Source organism: Pseudonocardia sp. 2-7, assembly GCF_056341085.1.
This window is the reverse complement of sequence record NZ_CP094507.1, coordinates 2,192,030-2,209,052: the sequence shown is the minus strand read 5'-3', so window position 1 is coordinate 2,209,052 and position 17,023 is coordinate 2,192,030. Positions and strand designations below refer to the sequence as shown.

Below are 17,023 nucleotides of genomic sequence, written 5' to 3'. Positions count from 1 at the left end.
CAACGATCTTCCCGGCGGGCGGTACCGGCACCGTCGTGATGTCATCGCGCCCGTGGCACACACCAACGAGAACCCCGCGCAGAACGTCACCTTCCCCTCCGGCGGCGACACCGCGCACGGCTACCTGGCCCTGCCCGAGTCCGGGGCCGGACCCGGTCTGATCGTCATCCAGGAGTGGTGGGGCCTGACCGACCACATCGTGGATGTGACGAACCGGTTCGCCGCCGAGGGCTTCGTCGCACTCGCCCCCGACCTCTACGGCGGGCGCACCACCCACGACTCCGACGAGGCCGGGAAGCTCATGGGCGAGCTGCCCGTGAACGGCGCGGCGACCGACCTGGCCGGGGCCGTGGAGTTCCTGCTCGGGCGCGACGACGTCACCTCCTCGGCCGTCGGCGCGGTCGGCTTCTGCATGGGCGGCGGCTTCGTGCTGGTCCTCGCCGCGCAGCAGGGCGACAAGGTCGCGGCCGCCGTGCCCTTCTACGGGGTGCTCAAGGAGGACTACCCGTCGTTCGCGAACCTGACCGCGGCCGTGCAGGGCCACTTCGGGGCCGAGGACACCATGGCCCCGCCGGACGCGGTGGAGTCCCTCGCCGACCGCATCCAGGCCGAGTCCGGCACCCGCCCGGAGTTCCTGCAGTACCCGGCCGGGCACGCGTTCTTCAACGACGAGAACCACATGGGCACCTACGACGCCGAGCAGGCGGAGATCGCGTGGACCCGCGCGACGCAGTTCCTGCGCGAGCACGTCAAGTAGCGGCTCAGCGGGAGCGCAGCAGCTCCCGGGCCACGGCGGGCAGCGTGGCGGGACCGGTGCGCAGCCGGACCCGCTGCGCGGCCGCGGTGAGACCGACGTACTCGTCGGAGGTCAGCACGATGTCCGCCGCGGCCACGTTGGACTCCAGCTGCGCCACGCTCGACGCACCGGGGATCGCCACCGTGTTCGGGTGGTACACCACCCACGCCAGCGCGACCTGCGACGGCGTCGCGTCGTGCGCGGAGGCGACGTCGCGCAGGGCGTCGGTGAGCGGGGCGAGGGCGGCCAGGTTCTCCGGCAGCCACTCCGGCTTGCTGCGGCGCACCGCGTTGGTGGGCCGGTGGCCGGCGTCGTACCGGCCGGTGAGCAGGCCCTGGGCGAGCGGGCTGTAGGCCATCACGATGCGGCCGTGCGCGGCGGCGTGCGGGACGAGGGCCGCGACGGGCCTGCGGCGCAGGAGGCTGAACTCGACCTGGTTGGACAGCACGGGTCCGCCGAGCGCCTCCTCCGCGGCCCGCCAGCGCTCCAGCGTGTACGACGAGACGCCGGCGTCGCGGACCAGCCCGGTCCGCTGCAGCTGCGCCATCCCGCGCATCGCCGAGGAGTCGCCGACCAGCGGGTGCGGCTTGTGCACCTGGTAGAGGTCGATCTCGGTCACCCCGAGCCGGGCGGCGGAGGCGGCCGCGCGGTGCCGCAGCACCGGGCCCAGGGGCAGGACCGGGAAGAACTTCGTCGCGATCACGACGTCGTCGCGCCACCCGGGGCCACCGCAGGCACGCAGCGCGTCGCCGAGGATCCGTTCGCTGCGCAGCGGGCCGTAGAGCTCCGCGGTGTCGAACACGGTGACGCCCAGCTCGCGGGCGCGGGCGACGATCCGCCCGGCCTCCAGCGCGTCGCCGTAGCCCCACTCGCTCGTGCCGAACTGCCAGGTGCCCAGGCCCATCACCGACCAGCGTCGTGGGCCGGGACCGGGAGCGTCGAGGTAGCGCACCTGCGCCAGTGTCCCCGAGCGTCCCGGTCCCCGCCCCGCGTCCGTCCCCTCAGCGGACCGGGGCCCCCGGGCCCAGCGGGATCCCCAGTGCCCACCAGGCGAAGAACAGCAGCGTCCAGACCGCCGTCATGGCGACGGCCAGGGGCAGCGTGTACGACGCGAGCGTCCCGATGCCCGCGTCCTTGCGGTAGCGCTGCAGGAACCCCAGCGCCATCACGAAGTACGGACTCATCGGGGTGATCGCCGTCGAGCCGGAGTCGGCGATCCGGAACAGCGCCTGGGTGGTCTCCGGCGGCACCTCGACCAGCATCAGCATCGGCACGATCACCGGCGCCGCGATCGACCACATCGCCGTCCCGCTGGTGACCATCACGTTCACCACGGTGAGCACGGCCAGCACCATCAGGAAGACGACCGGGATCGGGACGCCGGTGGTGCGCAGCGCGTCCGCGGCGACGACGGCGAGCACGTCCCCGACGTGGGTCCAGTCGAAGTAGGCCAGGAACTGGGCGATCGCGAAGAACAGCGCCAGCACGGGGGCCATCTGCCGGATCCCGTCGGCCATCAGCTTCGGGACGTCGGCGGCGGTGGTGATCGTCCCGACCGCGCGGCCGAAGACGGTGCCGAGCAGGCCGAACAGCAGCGCGATGACCGCGCCGATGCCCTCGACCAGCGGGGACTCGACGATCGAGCCGTTCTCCCCGCGCAGCGGGGACCACTCCGGCGCCACGACCGCGACGAGCAGCACCGCACCACCCAGCAGCACCCAGCCGGCGCGGCGCAGGCCGGTCCGCTCGGCCGCGGACAGGCTCAGCCCGGCGACGTCATCGGAGACGGCAGAGTCGGGGGCATGAGGGTCCGGGGTGTCGGGGTCCAGGTCGGGCCGCTTGGCCAGGACGACCCGGGTGACCAGCGTGATCACCAGCGCGAGGACGACCGAGGAGGCGATGTTGAAGAACCAGTTGCCGACCGGGGTCACCACGACCGCCGGGTCCACGATCCGGGCCGCGGCGGTGGTGATGCCGGCGAAGATCGCGTCGTTCGGGGTGGGGACCGGGCTGGCGTCGTAGCCGGAGGCGATGGCGGTGTAGGCGACGACGATCCCGAGGATCGGCGAGCGCCCGACCGCCCGGAACGCGAGCCCGCCGAGCGGCACCAGGATCACGTACGCCGCGGCCGACGCGACGTGCGCGACGGTCCCGGCGAACGCGACCGCGAACACCACCAGCGACGCGGGCACCCGGGCGACCCCGGCCCGCATGGCCGCGGCGAGCAGCCCGCTGCGCTCGGCGACCGCGACGCCCATGATCACCGTGACGATGGTGGCCATCGGCGGGAACTGCGCGAAGTTGTCGATCATCGACGAGACGGCCATCGCGAGGCCGTCGCCGGAGAGCAGGTTCCGCACCGCGACGGGCTCGCCGTCGGGGGCGACGACGGCGACGCCCGCCGCCGCCAGCCCGGCGCTGACCACGGCGAGGATCGCCGACAGCACCCAGAACAGCCAGAACGGGTGCGGCAGCGCGTTCCCGACCCGTTCGACGACGGCCATCGCCCGCACGAGACGGGGCAGCTCCCGGTCCCGGGTGGCGGCGGGGGTGCTCATCGCGGTCCCCCGAGGCCGAAGAAGTCCCCGACCAGCGCGGTGGCGCGGACCGTCTGCGTGGTGACGCCGCCGCCGGAGTACGCGGTCGCGCCCGGCCAGGTGTGGCCGCCGCCGTCGACGGCGACGTGCTGCACCCGGGCGCCGTCGCGGCAGCCGCGCCAGGTCGCGACGGTCACGTCGGGCTCGATCCGGCGGGTCTGCGGGCGGGCGCGGCAGCCGTCGCGGGCGACCCATTCGGCGACCTTCGCCGGGATCGCGGGCAGGCCGCGCTCGGCGTCGCCGGTGTAGGGGATGGTGGCGTCGCCGGTGCCGTGCACGAACAACGCCGGGACCGGACGGCCGGGCCGGCACGGCGGTTCGCCGTCGCGGTAGTAGGCGCCCGCGACCGGGGCGATCGCGGCGATCCGGTCGGACATCCGGCAGGCCAGGATCTCGGTGAAGCCGCCGCCGTTGGACTTTCCGGTGGCGAAGACCCGGCCGGGGTCGACGCAGAGGCCGGCCTCGAGGCCGTCGAGGAGGTCACCGGTGAAGGCGACGTCGTCGACGCCCGGCGCCGAGTACGGAGCGCCCTGCCAGGAGCGCTTCCCCTCACCGCCGGGGACCCCGTCGGGGTAGGCGACGACGGCGGGCAGCCCGGACAGGCCGGAGAAGTCCTCGGTGGTGGCGCCGTCGTTGCCGCGGCCGTGGAAGACCAGGACCACCGGGGTGGGCCGGTCGGGGCGGTAGCCCTCGGGCAGGTGGACGCGCACGGTGCGGGCCAGGCCGCCGCTGTCCACGGTGCGGACGGCGGTGGTGCCCGGTGCCTGCGGCGGGGTGAGGCCGCAGCCGGGGCTCCGTGCTCCGGGCGGGCCGCCCGCCGGTCCGGCCGCCACGCCGGGGCCGGCAGGTCCGGCGGGAGCACCGGGACCGGCGGGTCCGGCCGGCGACCCGGATGCGGTCGGGACCACGGCGGCGTCGGACGGTGTCGGCGCGACGGCGGCGCCGGTGGTCAGGGCGGCCGCGGCCAGGCAGGCCGCCGCCACGGCACGCAGGCGGCGTCCCCCGGCACGTCGCGTCGCGCCCCCGGTCGGGTGTCCCGGAACGGACGGTGTCGCTGCGGACGGTCTCGGTGCGGACGGTCTCGGTGCGGACATGGGGTTCCCTTCGGACGGCGTCGTCGACGGCCGGTGCTGTGGCCCCGCCCGGGTCGCGGGCAGGGTCGTGCGACGGGGGCACCGGGTGGCGCCACCGCGGGAGTGCTGTGGGTGCGTGCGGGTCGGAGGGGCGTCAGGCCGTGAGCCAGGCCGTGACGAAGTCGGCGATCCGGTCGACGATCGCGGCGACGATCGCCTCCCCGTGCTCCGGATCGGCCCGGCGGGGGTCGCCGAGGACCCCGTTGCCGGACAGGCGGTCGTAGGGCGCGGTGAGCGTCGGACCACCGCGCCGCCGGGCCAGTGCGCCGAAGGCGTCGAGCTCGGCGAACCGGGTGGTCCCGGCCGTGAGCCGGTCGGTGTGCACCAGGTGCGGCGCGACGGCGAGCATCTGCGCCGTCTCGGCCTGCCCGCTGTGCCCGCTGACCTCGGGCGGCCCGGCCGCGGCGACGACGTCGGCGGCCAGCGTGGTGAGCGGGCTCCAGGCGAACTGCAGGTCCGGACGGGCCGCGAGGAGGTCTTGCGCGACCGTCGCGAGGGTGGCGTCGTTCCCGCCGTGGCCCGTGACCACGCAGATCCGGCGCCAGCCGTGGCGGTACAGGCCGTCGACGTACTCGCGCACGAGCGTGGCGAACGTCGTGGTGGTCAGGCTGACCGTGCCGGCGAAGGCCAGGTGGTGCGGCGACACCCCGACCGGCAACGACGGTCCGACGACCGCGGTGCCGCCCAGTGCCTCGGCGACGCGGTCGCAGACCGCCTCGGCACGGATCAGGTCCGTCGCGAGCGGCAGCCCCGGCCCGTGCTGTTCGAAGGCCCCGGCGGGCAGCAGCACCACCGGGCTGTCGACGACGGCGGCCGCGGCCTCGACCGTCGTCATCTCCCCCAGGCGCCGCGTGCTCACGCGCCCACCGCCGCGGCGATCGAGGCGAGGTGCTCGCGGCAGAGCCGCTCCGCCAGGTCCGGGTCGCCCCCACGGACGGCCTCGAGCAGCGCGACGTGCTCGGCGTGGTCGCGCTCGCGATCGTCGTAGCGGTGCCGGATCTCGACCTGGTCGCGCGCCCGGATGTGCAGCAGCGCCTCCACCGTCTCCCGGAGCAGCGCGTTGCCGCTGGTCGCGGCCAGTGCGACGTGGAAGTGCACCGCCGGGCGGAGATCGCCGACCGGCGGATGCAGGGCGTTGGTGACGCTCTCCGAGAGCAGCGCGAGCCCGGCGGGGTCGCGCTCCCGGGCCGCGGCAGCCGCGATCGGCGGCTCCAGGACGAGCCGGGCGCGGATCAGCTCGTGCACGCCGTCGGGGGTCCGGGACGGCCGGTGCGGGTTGGCGAGCAGCCGCCGCCCGACCCCGGCGCCGACGTAGGTGCCCGAGCCGTGCCGGAACTCGACGGCCCCGGTGGCCTCCAGGCGTCGCAGCGCCTCGCGGACGGTCGGGGTGGTGACCTCGAACCGTCGCGCCAGGTCGCGGGAGGACGCGAGCTGGTCCCCCGGGCCGAGGTTCCCGGTCCGGATGATGTCCATGATGTCGTCGGCCAGGCGCTCCGACAGCGTCTCCCCTGCGGTCATAAAGTGACTAAATCACTTAGAGACATAACGGGTCAACCCTCCCCCCACCGTCCCGTCCCGCCGCCTCCCGACGGTGGTGATCACGAATCCGCGCGCTGATCCGCGGGGCGCGCGCATCCGGACGCACGCGGAACGCGGATCACCGCGCGCACTCCGGATCACCGCGCGCACTCCGGATCACCGCGCGCACTCCGGATCACCGCGCGCACTCCGGATCACCGTGCGGGCCGGGCTGTGGACGGACCGGGCCGCCCAGGCGGCAGGGGTCGGACCGGCCCCGGTCAGGCCCCGGCGGCGGCCGGGCCGTCGGCGACGTCGGGGGTGTCCGCGGCGGCGTCCCAGTCGGCCAGGGCCCGGTCGAGCTCGGGCCAGGTCGTGTCTCGGGCCCGGCGCCCGGTCAGCACGCCCAGGTGCCCGCCCGGTGAGGTCGTGAACCGCACCTCCGGGCTGCCGGTCAGCAGCGGCACGCCGGCGCGCACCGCCCGCAGCGGGGCGATGACGTCGTCCCGCCCGGCGACGACGAGCACCGGCACCCCGACGTCGGACAGCTCCACGTCCCGCCCGCCCAGGCGCAGTCCGCCGTCGGCGAGGTCGTTGCTGCGCAGCAGCAGGTGGAAGATCTGCCCGAACACCCGGCCCGGGTAGCCGTGCATGTTGCTCATCAGGTGGTCGACGGCCTCGATCTGGGCCAGGCAGTCCCGGTCGTCGATCCGCGACGCGATCGCCAGCGGCTTGGTGACGAGCTTGTCCACCGCGGTCAGCTGGAACGCCCAGCTCACCATCGGCGCCGGGAAGCTCCCGACACCCCGGTAGATCGAGGAGATGAGCCGGCCACCGGTGATCTGCGCGAGCGGCCGGATCGGCGCCACCAGCGGCACCCGGGAGATGTCGACCGGGGTGCCGATCGCGGCGACCGAGCGCACCGGCAGCGGGTCGCGCGCCTGCACCGCGGCGGCGACGGTGAGCAGGGCGAAGATCCCGCCGAGCGACCAGGCGACGAGGTGCACCTCGTCGTCGGTCTCCTCGGCGACCCGGCGGATCGTGTCGGGCAGCAGCTCGTCGACCCAGCTCTCGATGCCCAGGGTCCGGTCGGAGAACGACTTGGGGCCGTAGTCGATCAGGTAGACGGTCCGGCCCTGCTGCAGCAGGTGCTCCACCAGCGAGCAGCCGCGACGCAGGTCGTAGGCGAAGTCCGGGGCGCCCAGCGGCGGCACGAGCAGCACCGGTGCACCGCCGGAGGGGTCCACACCGGACAGCGGGCGGTACCGGAACAGGATGCCCTGCGGCGAGCCGACCACCGCGTCGCGCGGCATCCGTCGCAGGTCGGCGAGGTGACCGACCACGGCCCGGTCCCACACGTTGGCGACGGCGTCCACGAGATCCACGGCCGCACCCTACCGGCACGCGCGGGTCACCGACGGCCCGTGAGGACGACCGGAGTTACCGACGGGTATGTGAGACTGCCGGACATGCAGCGCGAGATCTTCGACGACGAACACGACGCGTTCCGCGACCTGTGCCGGACCTTCATCGCGAAGGAGGTCACCCCGCACCACGAGCAGTGGGAGGAGGACGGCCAGGTCGACCGGGCGGTGTGGACCGCGGCCGGGGCGGCGGGTCTGCTCGGCACTGCGGTCCCCGAGGAGTACGGCGGCGGCGGGGTCGACGACTTCCGCTACAACGCGATCCTGGCCGAGGAGATCGTCGCCGCCGGGGCCAGCGGGATCGGTTTCCCGCTCCACAACGACGTGGTGCAGCCCTACCTGCTGCGGCTGTGCACCGAGGAGCAGAAGCAGCGCTGGCTGCCCGGCTTCTGCTCCGGCGAGCTGATCACCGCGATCGCCATGACCGAGCCCGGCACCGGGTCGGACCTGCAGGGCATCGCCACCAACGCCAAGCAGGACGCGAACGGCGACTGGATCCTCAACGGGTCCAAGACCTTCATCACCAACGGCATCCTCGCCGACCTGGTGATCGTCGTCGCCAAGACCGACCCGGACGCCAAGCACCTCGGCTTCACGCTGTTCGTGGTGGAGCGCGGGATGGAGGGCTTCGAGCGCGGCCGCCGCCTGAAGAAGGTCGGCATGAAGGCCCAGGACACCGCGGAGCTGAGCTTCACCGACGTCCGGGTGCCCGACGCGAACCGGCTCGGCGAGGTCGGCCAGGGCTTCATCTACCTGATGCAGAACCTCGCCCAGGAGCGGCTGTCGATCGCCGTCGCCTCGGTGGCGGGCGCCGAGGCCGCGGTGCGGATGACGCTGGAGTACACCAAGGAGCGCAAGGCCTTCGGCCGCCCGGTGGCGAACTTCCAGAACACCCGCTTCGAGCTCGCCGAGATGGACACCGAGGTCTCCATCGCCCGGGTCTTCGTGGACCGCTGCATCACCGAGCACAACGGCGAGGGCGAGCTGTCGGTGCCCGACGCGGCGAAGGCCAAGTGGTGGTGCTCGGACCTGCAGAACCGCGTCGTCGACCGCTGCGTGCAGCTGCACGGCGGCTACGGCTACATGCTCGAGTACCCGATCGCCCGCGCGTTCGTGGACTCCCGCGTGCAGGCGATCTACGGCGGCACGAACGAGATCATGAAGGAGATCGTCGGCCGGTCGCTCATCGGCTGACGGGAGCCCCCGCACCGTCCAGGGCCCGCGCGATGTCGGCGACGAGATCGCGCGGGTCCTCCAGCCCCACCGACAGGCGCAGGTGCCCGAGACGGCGGAACTCCGGTGGGAAGTGCGCCGCCCGGCCGTCGCCACCGGCCCCGACGTGCACGATCAGCGACTCGTCGTGGCCCAGCGACACCGCCGAGGTGATCACCCGCAGGCCCGCGACGAAGCGGTTCTGCCGCTCCGGCGGCCCGTCGAGGGCGAAGGCGAGCATGCCGCCGTACCCGCCGTCGAGGGTGCGGGTCGCGAGCGCGTGCTGCGGGTGCGACGCCAGCCCCGGGTAGGCGACGTAGGCGACCTCCGGGCGGGACTCCAGGTACTCCGCGACCTGCTGGGCGCCGGCGCAGTGCGCGCGCATCCGCATCGGCAGGGTCACCGCGCCGCGGGCGATCAGCCAGGCGTTGAACGGGCTGATCACTCCCCCGGCGTCGACCATCGCGTCGGCGCGGATCCGCTCGACCAGCTCGCGGCGGCCCAGCACGGCGCCGCCCATCGCGTCGCCGTGGCCGTTGACGTACTTGGTCAGCGAGTGCACGACGAGGTCCGCACCCCGCTCCAGCGGCCGTTGCAGCACCGGGGTGGCGAAGGTGGCGTCCACGCTGAGCAGGGCACCCGCCTCGTGTGCGACGGCGGCGACGGCGTCGACGTCGGTGATCCGGGTCGTCGGGTTCGCCGGGGTCTCGACGTGCACCAGCCGGGTCTCCGGGCGGACCGCGGCGCGCACCGCCTCCGGGTCGCCGGAGTCGACCAGCGTCGCGGTGATCCCCCACCGCTCGGGCAGCAGCTCGGTCAGCAGCCGGTGGGTGGCGACGTAGGTGACGTCGGAGCTGACGACGTGGTCACCGGAGCGCAGGAACGTGAAGAACACCGCGTGCAGCGCCGCGACCCCCGAGGCGAGCGCGACCGCCGCGCAGCCGCCCGGGGACACCCCGTGCGGGTCCTCCAGGGCGACGAGCTTGTCCTCCAGCCAGCCCTGGTTCGCCCCGCCGTTGCGGGTGTAGAGCCGGGTCGCGGTGCCCGACCAGTCCAGCTCGGAGGGGTCCTCGGGCAGCGCGTAGGAGTTGGCCGCGACGATCGGGCGGCGGATCGCGCCGGTGCCGGGATCGACGTCGTTGCCCGCGTGCACCGCGCGGGTGGCGAGGAAGGGCGGTCGGTCGCCGGAGGTCACGCCGGAGATCATGCCTCGGCGATCGGCTCCGGGGCGCGCAGCGACGGACCCGCGTCCGGCACGACCAGCGGGGTGCCGGTCACCGGGTCGGGCAGCACCCGGGCGCGCAGCCCGAACACGTCGGCCAGCAGCTCCTCGGTGACGACCTCGGACGGCGACCCCGCCGCGACGATCCGGCCGTCCTTCATCGCGACGAGCCGGTCGGCGTAGCGGGCGGCCAGGTTGAGGTCGTGCAGCACCATGACCACGGTGCGGCCCGCCTCGGACTGCAGCCGCCGCACCAGCTCCAGCACGTCGACCTGGTGGGCCAGGTCGAGGAAGGTGGTCGGCTCGTCGAGCAGCAGCAGGTCGGTCTCCTGAGCCAGGGCCATCGAGATCCAGGCCCGCTGGCGCTGGCCGCCGGACAGCTCGTCGACCGGGCGCTCGGCGAGGTCGGACAGGCCCGTCCAGGTCAGCGCCTCGGCGACGGCGCGCTCGTCGTCCGAGGACCACTGCCGGTACCAGGCCTGGTGCGGGTGCCGCCCGCGGGCGACGAGGTCGCCGACGGTCAGCCCCTCGGGCGCCAGCGGCGACTGCGGCAGGATCCCCAGGACCCGGGCGACCTCCTTGGTCGGGGTGCGGTCGATCCGCTTGCCGTCGAGCAGCACCTGACCGGTCCGGGCGGGCAGCAGCCGCCCCAGCGCGCGCAGCACGGTGGACTTGCCGCAGCCGTTCGGGCCGATGACGGTGGTGACCGCGCCGGGCAGCACCTCCAGGTCGAGCCCGTCGACGATGGTGCGGTCGCCGTAGCCGAGCGTGACCTGCTCGGCCGACAGCCGGACCACACCGGGACGGACGGGGTCGCCCGCCGTCGTCGTCCGGGAGGTGGTGGCCTCCGCGACGCTGATGTCCTCGACGGTGCTCATCGACGGGCCTCCTGGCGGGTGCGGGCGAGCAGGTACAGCAGGAACGGGGCGCCGAGCACCGCGGTCACGATGCCGACCGGGAGCTCGACCGACCCCAGTGCGGTGCGGGCGATCAGGTCGGACAGCACGGTCAGCGCCGCGCCCAGCACGAGCGAGACCCCGATCGGCGGGGTCCCGACCCGGCAGAGCCGGCGCGCGATCTGCGGGGTGACCAGTGCGATGAAGGCGATCGGGCCGGCGGCCGCGGTCGCGACCGAGGCGAGCCCGACGGAGACGAGCAGCAGCGCGGTGCGGGCGCCGTTCACCCGTACGCCGAGGCCGCGGGCGGTGTCGTCGTCGAAGCGCAGGGCGCCGAGCAGGTGCACCAGGGCCAGCGCCGCGGGCACGAGCACCAGCATGGAGATCGACAGCGGGACGACCTCGTTCCAGCTGCGCGCGTTCAGGCTGCCGTTGAGCCAGACCTGGGCCTGGGCGGCCTGGTAGATCTGGGCGACGGTCAGCAGCCACTGCACCGCGGCGACGAGCACGGCCTGGATGCCGATGCCGATCAGCACGAGCCGGAAGCCCTGGATGCCCTTGCGCCAGGCCAGGACGTACACCGCGACCGACGACACGAGCCCGCCGATCAGGGCGGCGAGCGGGATGCCGAGCGAGGCGAAGGCGCCGCCGACCCCGGCCACGCCGCCCCCGAGCACGATGACGAACACCGCCGCCGCGCTGGCGCCCCACTGGACGCCGATGATGTCCGGGCTCGCGAGGGGGTTGCGGGCGACCGACTGCAGGATCGCGCCGGAGACGGCGAGCGCGCCGCCGACCAGCGCACCGACCAGGGTGCGCGGGAGCCGCAGCTCGAGCACGACGAGCTGCTGACCGGCGTCGCCACCGCCGAACAGCGTCGCCAGCACGTCGGTGATCGCGATCGGGTAGTCGCCGCGGCCCATGTTGACCGCGGCGGCGAGCACCAGCGCGACGGCACAGGCGAGCAGCACGACGGCGGTGCGGACGCGCAGCACGCCGGAGAAGCGGCCCGTGCGCACGGCGCGGCGGCCGGGGACGGCCACCGTGCTCGGCGGGCCGGGTTCGGTCACGGTGCTCACACGGCCCCCAGCTTGCGACGGCGCACGAGCGCGATGAAGAACGGCCCGCCGATCAGCGCGACCACGATGCCGACCTGCAGCTCACCGGGGCGGGCCACCACCCGTCCGACGACGTCGGCGAGCAGCAGCAGCACCGCCCCGGCGAGCCCGGAGGCGGGCAGCAGCCAGCGGTGGTCGGGCCCGGTGAACACCCGCACGACGTGCGGCACGATCAGTCCGAGGAACACGATCGGCCCGCAGGCGGCGGTGGCCGCCCCCGCGAGCAGCGTGATCGCGACGACGCCGACGACCCGGGTCCGGCGGACCGAGTGCCCCAGCGAGGTGGCGACGTCGTCGCCGAGGGAGAGCGCGTTGAGGGCGGGCGCACTGGCCAGCGCCAGCGCCGTGCCCGCGAGGATGAACCACACCACCTGGCCGCCGACCGCGGCGTCGCGCCCGGCGAGCGATCCGACCACCCAGAACCGGTAGGCGTCGAGGCTGGTCTCGTCGAGCAGCACCACCGAGGACGTGCCCGCCTGCAGCAGGAAGCTGACGGCGGCACCGGCGAGGGCCAGCGACACCGGGGTGGCACCGCCGGGTGCCCGGGTGCCGATCACGAACACCACGACGCTGGCGACCAGCGCCCCGGCGAAGGCGAACCAGACGTAGCCGAACAGCGTGCTGACACCGAAGACGTAGATGCCGATGACGACGAAGAACGCCGCACCCGCGTTGACGCCCAGCAGGCCGGGGTCGCCGAGCGGGTTGCGGGTGAAGCCCTGCACGAGCGCGCCGGCCAGGCCGAGCGCGATCCCGACCAGTACCCCGAGCAGGGTGCGCGGGATCCGCAGGGAACGGACGACCACGTCGTTCTCGCTCCCGGTCGGGGCGACCAGCGCGGAGAACACCTCGTTCACCGGGATGACCTTGGTCCCGATCGCGATGCTGGCGAGTACCGCGAGCAGCAGCGCCGTGGTCAGCGCGGCGAGGCCGAGCAGCCGTCTGCGCCGGAGCGACCGCCGTGGGGGCGACGGCTGTTCCACCGACGGTGGTCGGACGCGGATCGCGTTCACCTTGCTCGTGGCCCCCTGCTCGACCGGATGGCCCCACCCGTCCGGTGCGGCTCCGCTCACCATAAGTGAGGCTGCCCTACGACAGAACACCCCCGTGCGTCACGTCGCCCGCGCGGCGGGATGCTCGGGCGGTGCCCATCGAGCCCTCCGCGTCCGGCCCCCCGCCCGTCCGGCCGCGGGTCACCGCGGTCATGGTCAGCTCCGCCGACGGGGCCGTGACGGCGGGCGGAGCGGGGTCCGGCGGCCTGTCCACCCCGGCCGACCGCGACCTGTTCCGCGCCCTGCGACGGTCGGCCGACTGCGTGCTCGTCGGGGCGGGCACCGCGCGGGACGAGGACTACCGGGGCGTCCGGCCACGCCGTCCCGGGCCGGACGGGCGGCCGCCCGGGCCGCCCCCGCCGGTCGTCGTCGTGAGCGGGTCGGCCGGGCTGGACCCGGGTGCGCGGCTGTTCACCGACACCGTCACGGCGCCGGTCGTGCTGACCACGGCCGCCGCCCCCGCGGACCGGCGCGCCGCGCTGGCCGCCGCGGGGGCCGAGGTCGTGCTGCTCGACGACCTCTCCCCCGCCGCGCTGCTCGCCGCGCTCGCCCGCCGCGGCCACACCTCCGTGCTGTGCGAGGGCGGGCCGACCCTGCTCGGCGCGCTGGTCGGGGCCGACGTCGTCGACGAGCTGCGCCTCACCCTGGTCCCGGTGCTGGTCGGGGGCCCGGAGGGGCGGATCGCGACCGGGCCGCGGTCCCTGCCCGTACCGCGCGCGCTGAACCTGGCGGACCACGAGGCGGCCGCCGACGGGACCCTGCTGCTGCACTACGTCCGCGCCGCCCACGGGACCCCGGCTCCGCCGAACGAGTGAACCACCGTGAGGGAGGGCCACGGACGGGCATCCCACGGGGGACACCACACGCACCGCGGCGGGCCCCCACCCGGGGCCGGCCCGTGAGAGGAGCACCGATGACCTCCGGCACCCCGACCACCACCCCCGCCACCACCCCGGCCGCGGCCCCCGCGGGACGCCTCGCCGACGGCACCGGCCAGGGCCGCACCACCATCGCCGCGTCCGTCGTCCAGAAGATCGCCGGCATCGCCGCGCGCGAGGTCTCCGGCGTGTACTCGATGGGCTCCGGCGCGTCCCGCGCCTTCGGTGCGCTGCGCGAGCGCATCCCCGGCGGCGGCACCAGCGGCGCCTCCACCGTCGCGGGCGTGGCCGTCGAGGTCGGCGAGAAGCAGGCCGCGGTCGACCTGGACGTCGTCGTCGAGTACGGCGTCGCCATCGCCGACCTGGCCTCCGCGGTCCGCCGCAACGTCGTCGGCGCCGTCGAGCGGATGACCGGGCTGGAGGTCATCGAGGTCAACATCTCGGTGAACGACATCCACCTGGCCGGCGAGGACGACAACCGCGACGAGGCCCCGGTGGCTCCCGCCCCGACCGGCCGCGTCGTGGAGTGACGGTGCCCGAGCCGACCCCGCCCGGTGCCCGGTCCCCCGCCGCCGTCGTCACCGGTCCGCCCGGTGCGGCGGAGGTCGCTGCGCAGCGGCGCCGGGAACCGGCACCGGCCGCGCTGGCCGAGCTGGTCGCCGAGGCCGTCGTCGCGCACCCGTCGGTGGTGCGGCTCGACGGCGGCGCCTTCGGGACCGTCGCGACCTGGCTGTCCGGGCGGCGGTTGGTCGGCGTGCTCGTCGGCCGTACCGACGAACCGGTCGAGATCGGGGTGGTGCTGCGTCTGGACCGGCCGATCCCGGCTACCGTCGCGGCGCTGCGGGCGTCCCTCGCGCCGTTGGTCGACGGGGTCCCCGTCGACGTGACGGTCGCGGACGTGGAGGTCCCCTGAGGTGGAGGTGGGTACGGGATGGACGAGCCGGATCCCGGCGGGCACGGGGGCCTGACCCCCGCGCAGCGGTCGGCCTACCGCTCGTTCGTCCGTACCCACCACCCCGACCGCGGCGGTGACCCCGAGGTCTTCCGCGCCGGGCTGGCCCGCTTCCGCGCGATGGCGTCCGGGCGGGACACCGGCCGGACGCCCGACCCGGACGACCGCCGCTACGACGCACCGATCGAGATCGTGCCCGACCTGCCGCTGCCGACCCGGGTCCTGGTGGCCCTGATCCGCACCATCCGACGTCGCACGCACCCCCGGGTCGACCGGCCCGGCCGGCACGCCCCCCGCTCCACCCGTCCCGGAGAGGACCTTCCATGAACGCCACCCAGACCGGCCTGCTCGCGGGCCTCCTGCTGGGAGTCGCCGGTGCCACCGGCGGCTTCCTCGCCTTCGTCATCACCCTGGTGCTCGGCATCATCGGCCTGGTCGTCGGCCGCCTCCTCGACGGCGAGCTGGACCTGTCCGGCCTCGGCCGGGGCCGCGACCGGTGAGCACCCTCCCCGACCCCGCCGAGCGCGGTGTCCTGGAGATCGACCCGGCGGTGCTGCGCAAGATCGTCGAGTACGCCGCGGACACCGCCCCGGCCACCCGGCACCGCGCCCGGCGGGTCGCCGGGCTCGACGTCGGCGAGTCCGGGCCGACCGCACGGGTGACCCGGCGGCCCGGTCCGGCACGGGGCACGGTCGGGGCCGCCGTCGGCGCCGTGACCGGCGACGCCGGTGAGGTCGACGTCCGGCTGCGGCTCACCCTGGCCCACCCCGGGTCGGTGCGGGCCGCCGTCGCCGACGTCCGGGAGCGGATCGACGCCGACCTCCGTCGTACCACCGGGCACCGGCTGCGCGGCCTGACCGTCGAGGTCGAGGCCCTCCGGCCGGAGGACGGCCGGCCGCGCCCGGACTCCCCGCGCGTGCAGTAGAACCGTCGGATCCTGAACGAGTCGGAAGAGGGAGGCCGGGCCCGTGCGTGTCCTGCTCCGCGTTCTCGCGCCGCTGCTGAGCCTGGTGGTGGCCGCGATCGGCGCGCTCGTCGTCGTCGAGGTGGTGGCCGCCTGGGTCGGCCGGGTCTCCGGCGCCGGGCTGCTCGTCCCCTGGCGGGACTGGCGCACCACCGTCCAGAACACCCTGTGGACCGCCCAGCCGGTGCTCTGGATCGCCGTGGGGGTGATCGTCGCCGGGGCCGTGCTGCTGCTCGTCGGGCTGCTCGCCCGCCGCCACGACGTCGCCCTCGACGCGCCGTCGCCCGGGCTCACCGTCGCCACCGCGCCGCGGGTGCTGGCCCGGCTGGTCGGCACCCGGGTCCGGGCCGCGGACCCGGTCACCGCGGCGTCGGTGACCGCGTCGGCCCGGTCGGTCGTGGTGAACGCCCGCGGCCGCGGCGACACCGACGCGCTGCGTGAGGCGGCCCGCGGTGCCGCCTCCGGCGTCCTCGACGCGCTGCCCCTCGCGCGGCGCCCGCGCCTGACCGTGCGCGCCACCCCGGAGCAGCCGGGCTCGAAGGGAGTGCAGTGATGGCCGACGCCGTGACCTCGACGGGGAGCACGCCGGGGACCTCCGGCCCGAACCCGCGCCGCGCCGCCCGGACCGCGCGGCGCGCCCAGTACCGCTCCGCGGGCGGCGCCCGCGGCGGGCTCGTCCTGCTCGGCCTGGTGCTGCTCGCCGTCGGCGTGCTCACCGTGCTGCTGGTGACCGGGGTCTTCGGGCGGGGCCGCCCGCAGCGCCCGCTGCTGGACCCGGTGGTCGAGCAGTTCCTGCTGGCCAACGGCACCGCCGCCCGCCTGGTCGCGATCCTGGCCGGTCTCGTGCTGGTGCTGCTCGGAGTCTGGTGGACCGCGCGGTCGCTGCGCCCGGAGAGCCGGCCGGACCTGGTCCTGGACGGCGGCCCGGACACCGAGATCCGGATCGGCGCCTCCGCCGCGGCCGACGCCGTCGCCGACGGGGCCGCCACGCTGCCCGGGGTGACCCGGGCCCGCGCCCGGATGGTCGGCAGCACCTCCGCGCCCGCGGTGCGCGCCACCGTGTGGGTCGGCGAGGACGTCGCCGACGGGGAGGTCAGCGAGATCTGCCGCCGCCTCGACGCCGAGATCCTGCCCGGGATCCGCGACGCGCTGGGGATGGCGGACCTGCCCGTCGCGGTGCGCCTGGAGCTGGACGCGGCCCGCCGCGACGACCGCCCGCGGGTCTCCTGACCCACCGGCCGGGTCCGTGACCCGGCTCACA

General features: G+C 75.3%; 20 protein-coding genes. 10 read left to right on the top strand and 10 right to left on the bottom strand.

What is annotated here, in order from left to right; genetic code table 11:
* The first annotated feature begins 52 nt into the window (after positions 1-52).
* Entirely contained in the window at positions 53-757 is a 705-nt protein-coding gene (locus MTO91_RS10925) for a dienelactone hydrolase family protein (protein WP_251786186.1), read from the top strand.
* Positions 758-761: 4 nt separating this feature from the next.
* On the opposite strand, the gene MTO91_RS10920 is transcribed toward MTO91_RS10925, so the two are convergent.
* The 6 genes from MTO91_RS10920 to MTO91_RS10895 all read right to left on the bottom strand — a co-directional run bounded on the left by MTO91_RS10920 (position 762) and on the right by MTO91_RS10895 (position 7,429).
* Positions 762-1,748, bottom strand: a complete 987-nt coding sequence (locus tag MTO91_RS10920; RefSeq protein ID WP_405417794.1) for an aldo/keto reductase — start codon at positions 1,746-1,748, stop codon at positions 762-764.
* A 49-nt stretch (positions 1,749-1,797) separates the two neighbouring features.
* The gene (locus MTO91_RS10915) at positions 1,798-3,354 is read right to left on the bottom strand and encodes an AbgT family transporter (protein ID WP_476654429.1); all 1,557 of its coding nucleotides are present in this window, start codon (positions 3,352-3,354) and stop codon (positions 1,798-1,800) included.
* Entirely contained in the window at positions 3,351-4,376 is a 1,026-nt protein-coding gene (locus MTO91_RS10910; RefSeq protein WP_476654428.1) for a CE1 family esterase, read from the bottom strand. The genes MTO91_RS10915 and MTO91_RS10910 overlap by 4 nt, the downstream gene beginning before the upstream one ends.
* Positions 4,377-4,620: 244 nt before the next feature.
* Entirely contained in the window at positions 4,621-5,385 is a 765-nt protein-coding gene (locus tag MTO91_RS10905) for a creatininase family protein (protein ID WP_476654427.1), read from the bottom strand.
* Positions 5,382-6,044, bottom strand: a complete 663-nt coding sequence (locus tag MTO91_RS10900) for a FadR/GntR family transcriptional regulator (RefSeq protein WP_224402840.1) — start codon at positions 6,042-6,044, stop codon at positions 5,382-5,384. Before MTO91_RS10900 ends, MTO91_RS10905 begins: the two co-directional genes overlap by 4 nt.
* Before the next feature lie 281 nt (positions 6,045-6,325).
* Entirely contained in the window at positions 6,326-7,429 is a 1,104-nt protein-coding gene (locus MTO91_RS10895) for an alpha/beta fold hydrolase (RefSeq protein ID WP_208820212.1), read from the bottom strand.
* Between the two features lie 84 nt (positions 7,430-7,513).
* Between MTO91_RS10895 and MTO91_RS10890 the strand changes: the two genes are divergently transcribed.
* Positions 7,514-8,662 (top strand): acyl-CoA dehydrogenase family protein, encoded by a 1,149-nt coding sequence (locus tag MTO91_RS10890; RefSeq protein WP_476654851.1) that lies wholly within the window; start codon positions 7,514-7,516, stop codon positions 8,660-8,662.
* Here MTO91_RS10890 and MTO91_RS10885 read toward each other — a convergent pair.
* Genes MTO91_RS10885 through MTO91_RS10870 form a run of 4 tightly spaced genes read right to left on the bottom strand, consistent with a single transcriptional unit; the run spans position 8,652 to position 12,899 of the window.
* Entirely contained in the window at positions 8,652-9,875 is a 1,224-nt protein-coding gene (locus MTO91_RS10885) for a trans-sulfuration enzyme family protein (protein WP_346107116.1), read from the bottom strand. The two genes, MTO91_RS10890 and MTO91_RS10885, sit on opposite strands and share 11 nt — an antisense overlap.
* Before the next feature lie 8 nt (positions 9,876-9,883).
* Positions 9,884-10,780, bottom strand: a complete 897-nt coding sequence (locus MTO91_RS10880; protein WP_224402842.1) for an ABC transporter ATP-binding protein — start codon at positions 10,778-10,780, stop codon at positions 9,884-9,886.
* Complete coding sequence (locus tag MTO91_RS10875) at positions 10,777-11,877, bottom strand: FecCD family ABC transporter permease (protein ID WP_476654426.1); 1,101 nt, start codon at positions 11,875-11,877, stop codon at positions 10,777-10,779. Before MTO91_RS10875 ends, MTO91_RS10880 begins: the two co-directional genes overlap by 4 nt.
* A complete protein-coding gene (locus MTO91_RS10870; protein WP_476654850.1) occupies positions 11,874-12,899 on the bottom strand; it encodes a FecCD family ABC transporter permease in 1,026 nt (341 codons plus the stop codon). Before MTO91_RS10870 ends, MTO91_RS10875 begins: the two co-directional genes overlap by 4 nt.
* A 161-nt stretch (positions 12,900-13,060) precedes the next feature.
* On the opposite strand from MTO91_RS10870, the gene MTO91_RS10865 reads away from it, so the two are divergent.
* From MTO91_RS10865 to MTO91_RS10830, 8 genes are all read left to right on the top strand, one after another.
* On the top strand, positions 13,061-13,783 hold the full coding sequence (locus tag MTO91_RS10865) for a dihydrofolate reductase family protein (protein WP_476654425.1): 723 nt from the start codon (positions 13,061-13,063) through the stop codon (positions 13,781-13,783).
* A 98-nt stretch (positions 13,784-13,881) separates the two neighbouring features.
* Complete coding sequence (locus MTO91_RS10860) at positions 13,882-14,376, top strand: Asp23/Gls24 family envelope stress response protein (protein ID WP_062402422.1); 495 nt, start codon at positions 13,882-13,884, stop codon at positions 14,374-14,376.
* A 2-nt stretch (positions 14,377-14,378) separates the two neighbouring features.
* Positions 14,379-14,759 (top strand): hypothetical protein, encoded by a 381-nt coding sequence (locus MTO91_RS10855; RefSeq protein ID WP_476654424.1) that lies wholly within the window; start codon positions 14,379-14,381, stop codon positions 14,757-14,759.
* 18 nt (positions 14,760-14,777) lie between these two features.
* A complete protein-coding gene (locus tag MTO91_RS10850) occupies positions 14,778-15,125 on the top strand; it encodes a hypothetical protein (protein WP_476654423.1) in 348 nt (115 codons plus the stop codon).
* Positions 15,122-15,298 (top strand): hypothetical protein, encoded by a 177-nt coding sequence (locus tag MTO91_RS10845; RefSeq protein ID WP_167410056.1) that lies wholly within the window; start codon positions 15,122-15,124, stop codon positions 15,296-15,298. Before MTO91_RS10850 ends, MTO91_RS10845 begins: the two co-directional genes overlap by 4 nt.
* On the top strand, positions 15,295-15,723 hold the full coding sequence (locus MTO91_RS10840) for an Asp23/Gls24 family envelope stress response protein (protein ID WP_476654422.1): 429 nt from the start codon (positions 15,295-15,297) through the stop codon (positions 15,721-15,723). Before MTO91_RS10845 ends, MTO91_RS10840 begins: the two co-directional genes overlap by 4 nt.
* A gap of 43 nt (positions 15,724-15,766) precedes the next feature.
* Positions 15,767-16,315 (top strand): DUF6286 domain-containing protein, encoded by a 549-nt coding sequence (locus tag MTO91_RS10835; protein WP_251786154.1) that lies wholly within the window; start codon positions 15,767-15,769, stop codon positions 16,313-16,315.
* Positions 16,315-16,992 (top strand): alkaline shock response membrane anchor protein AmaP, encoded by a 678-nt coding sequence (locus MTO91_RS10830; RefSeq protein WP_476654421.1) that lies wholly within the window; start codon positions 16,315-16,317, stop codon positions 16,990-16,992. The genes MTO91_RS10835 and MTO91_RS10830 overlap by 1 nt, the downstream gene beginning before the upstream one ends.
* Positions 16,993-17,023: the final 31 nt, after the last annotated feature.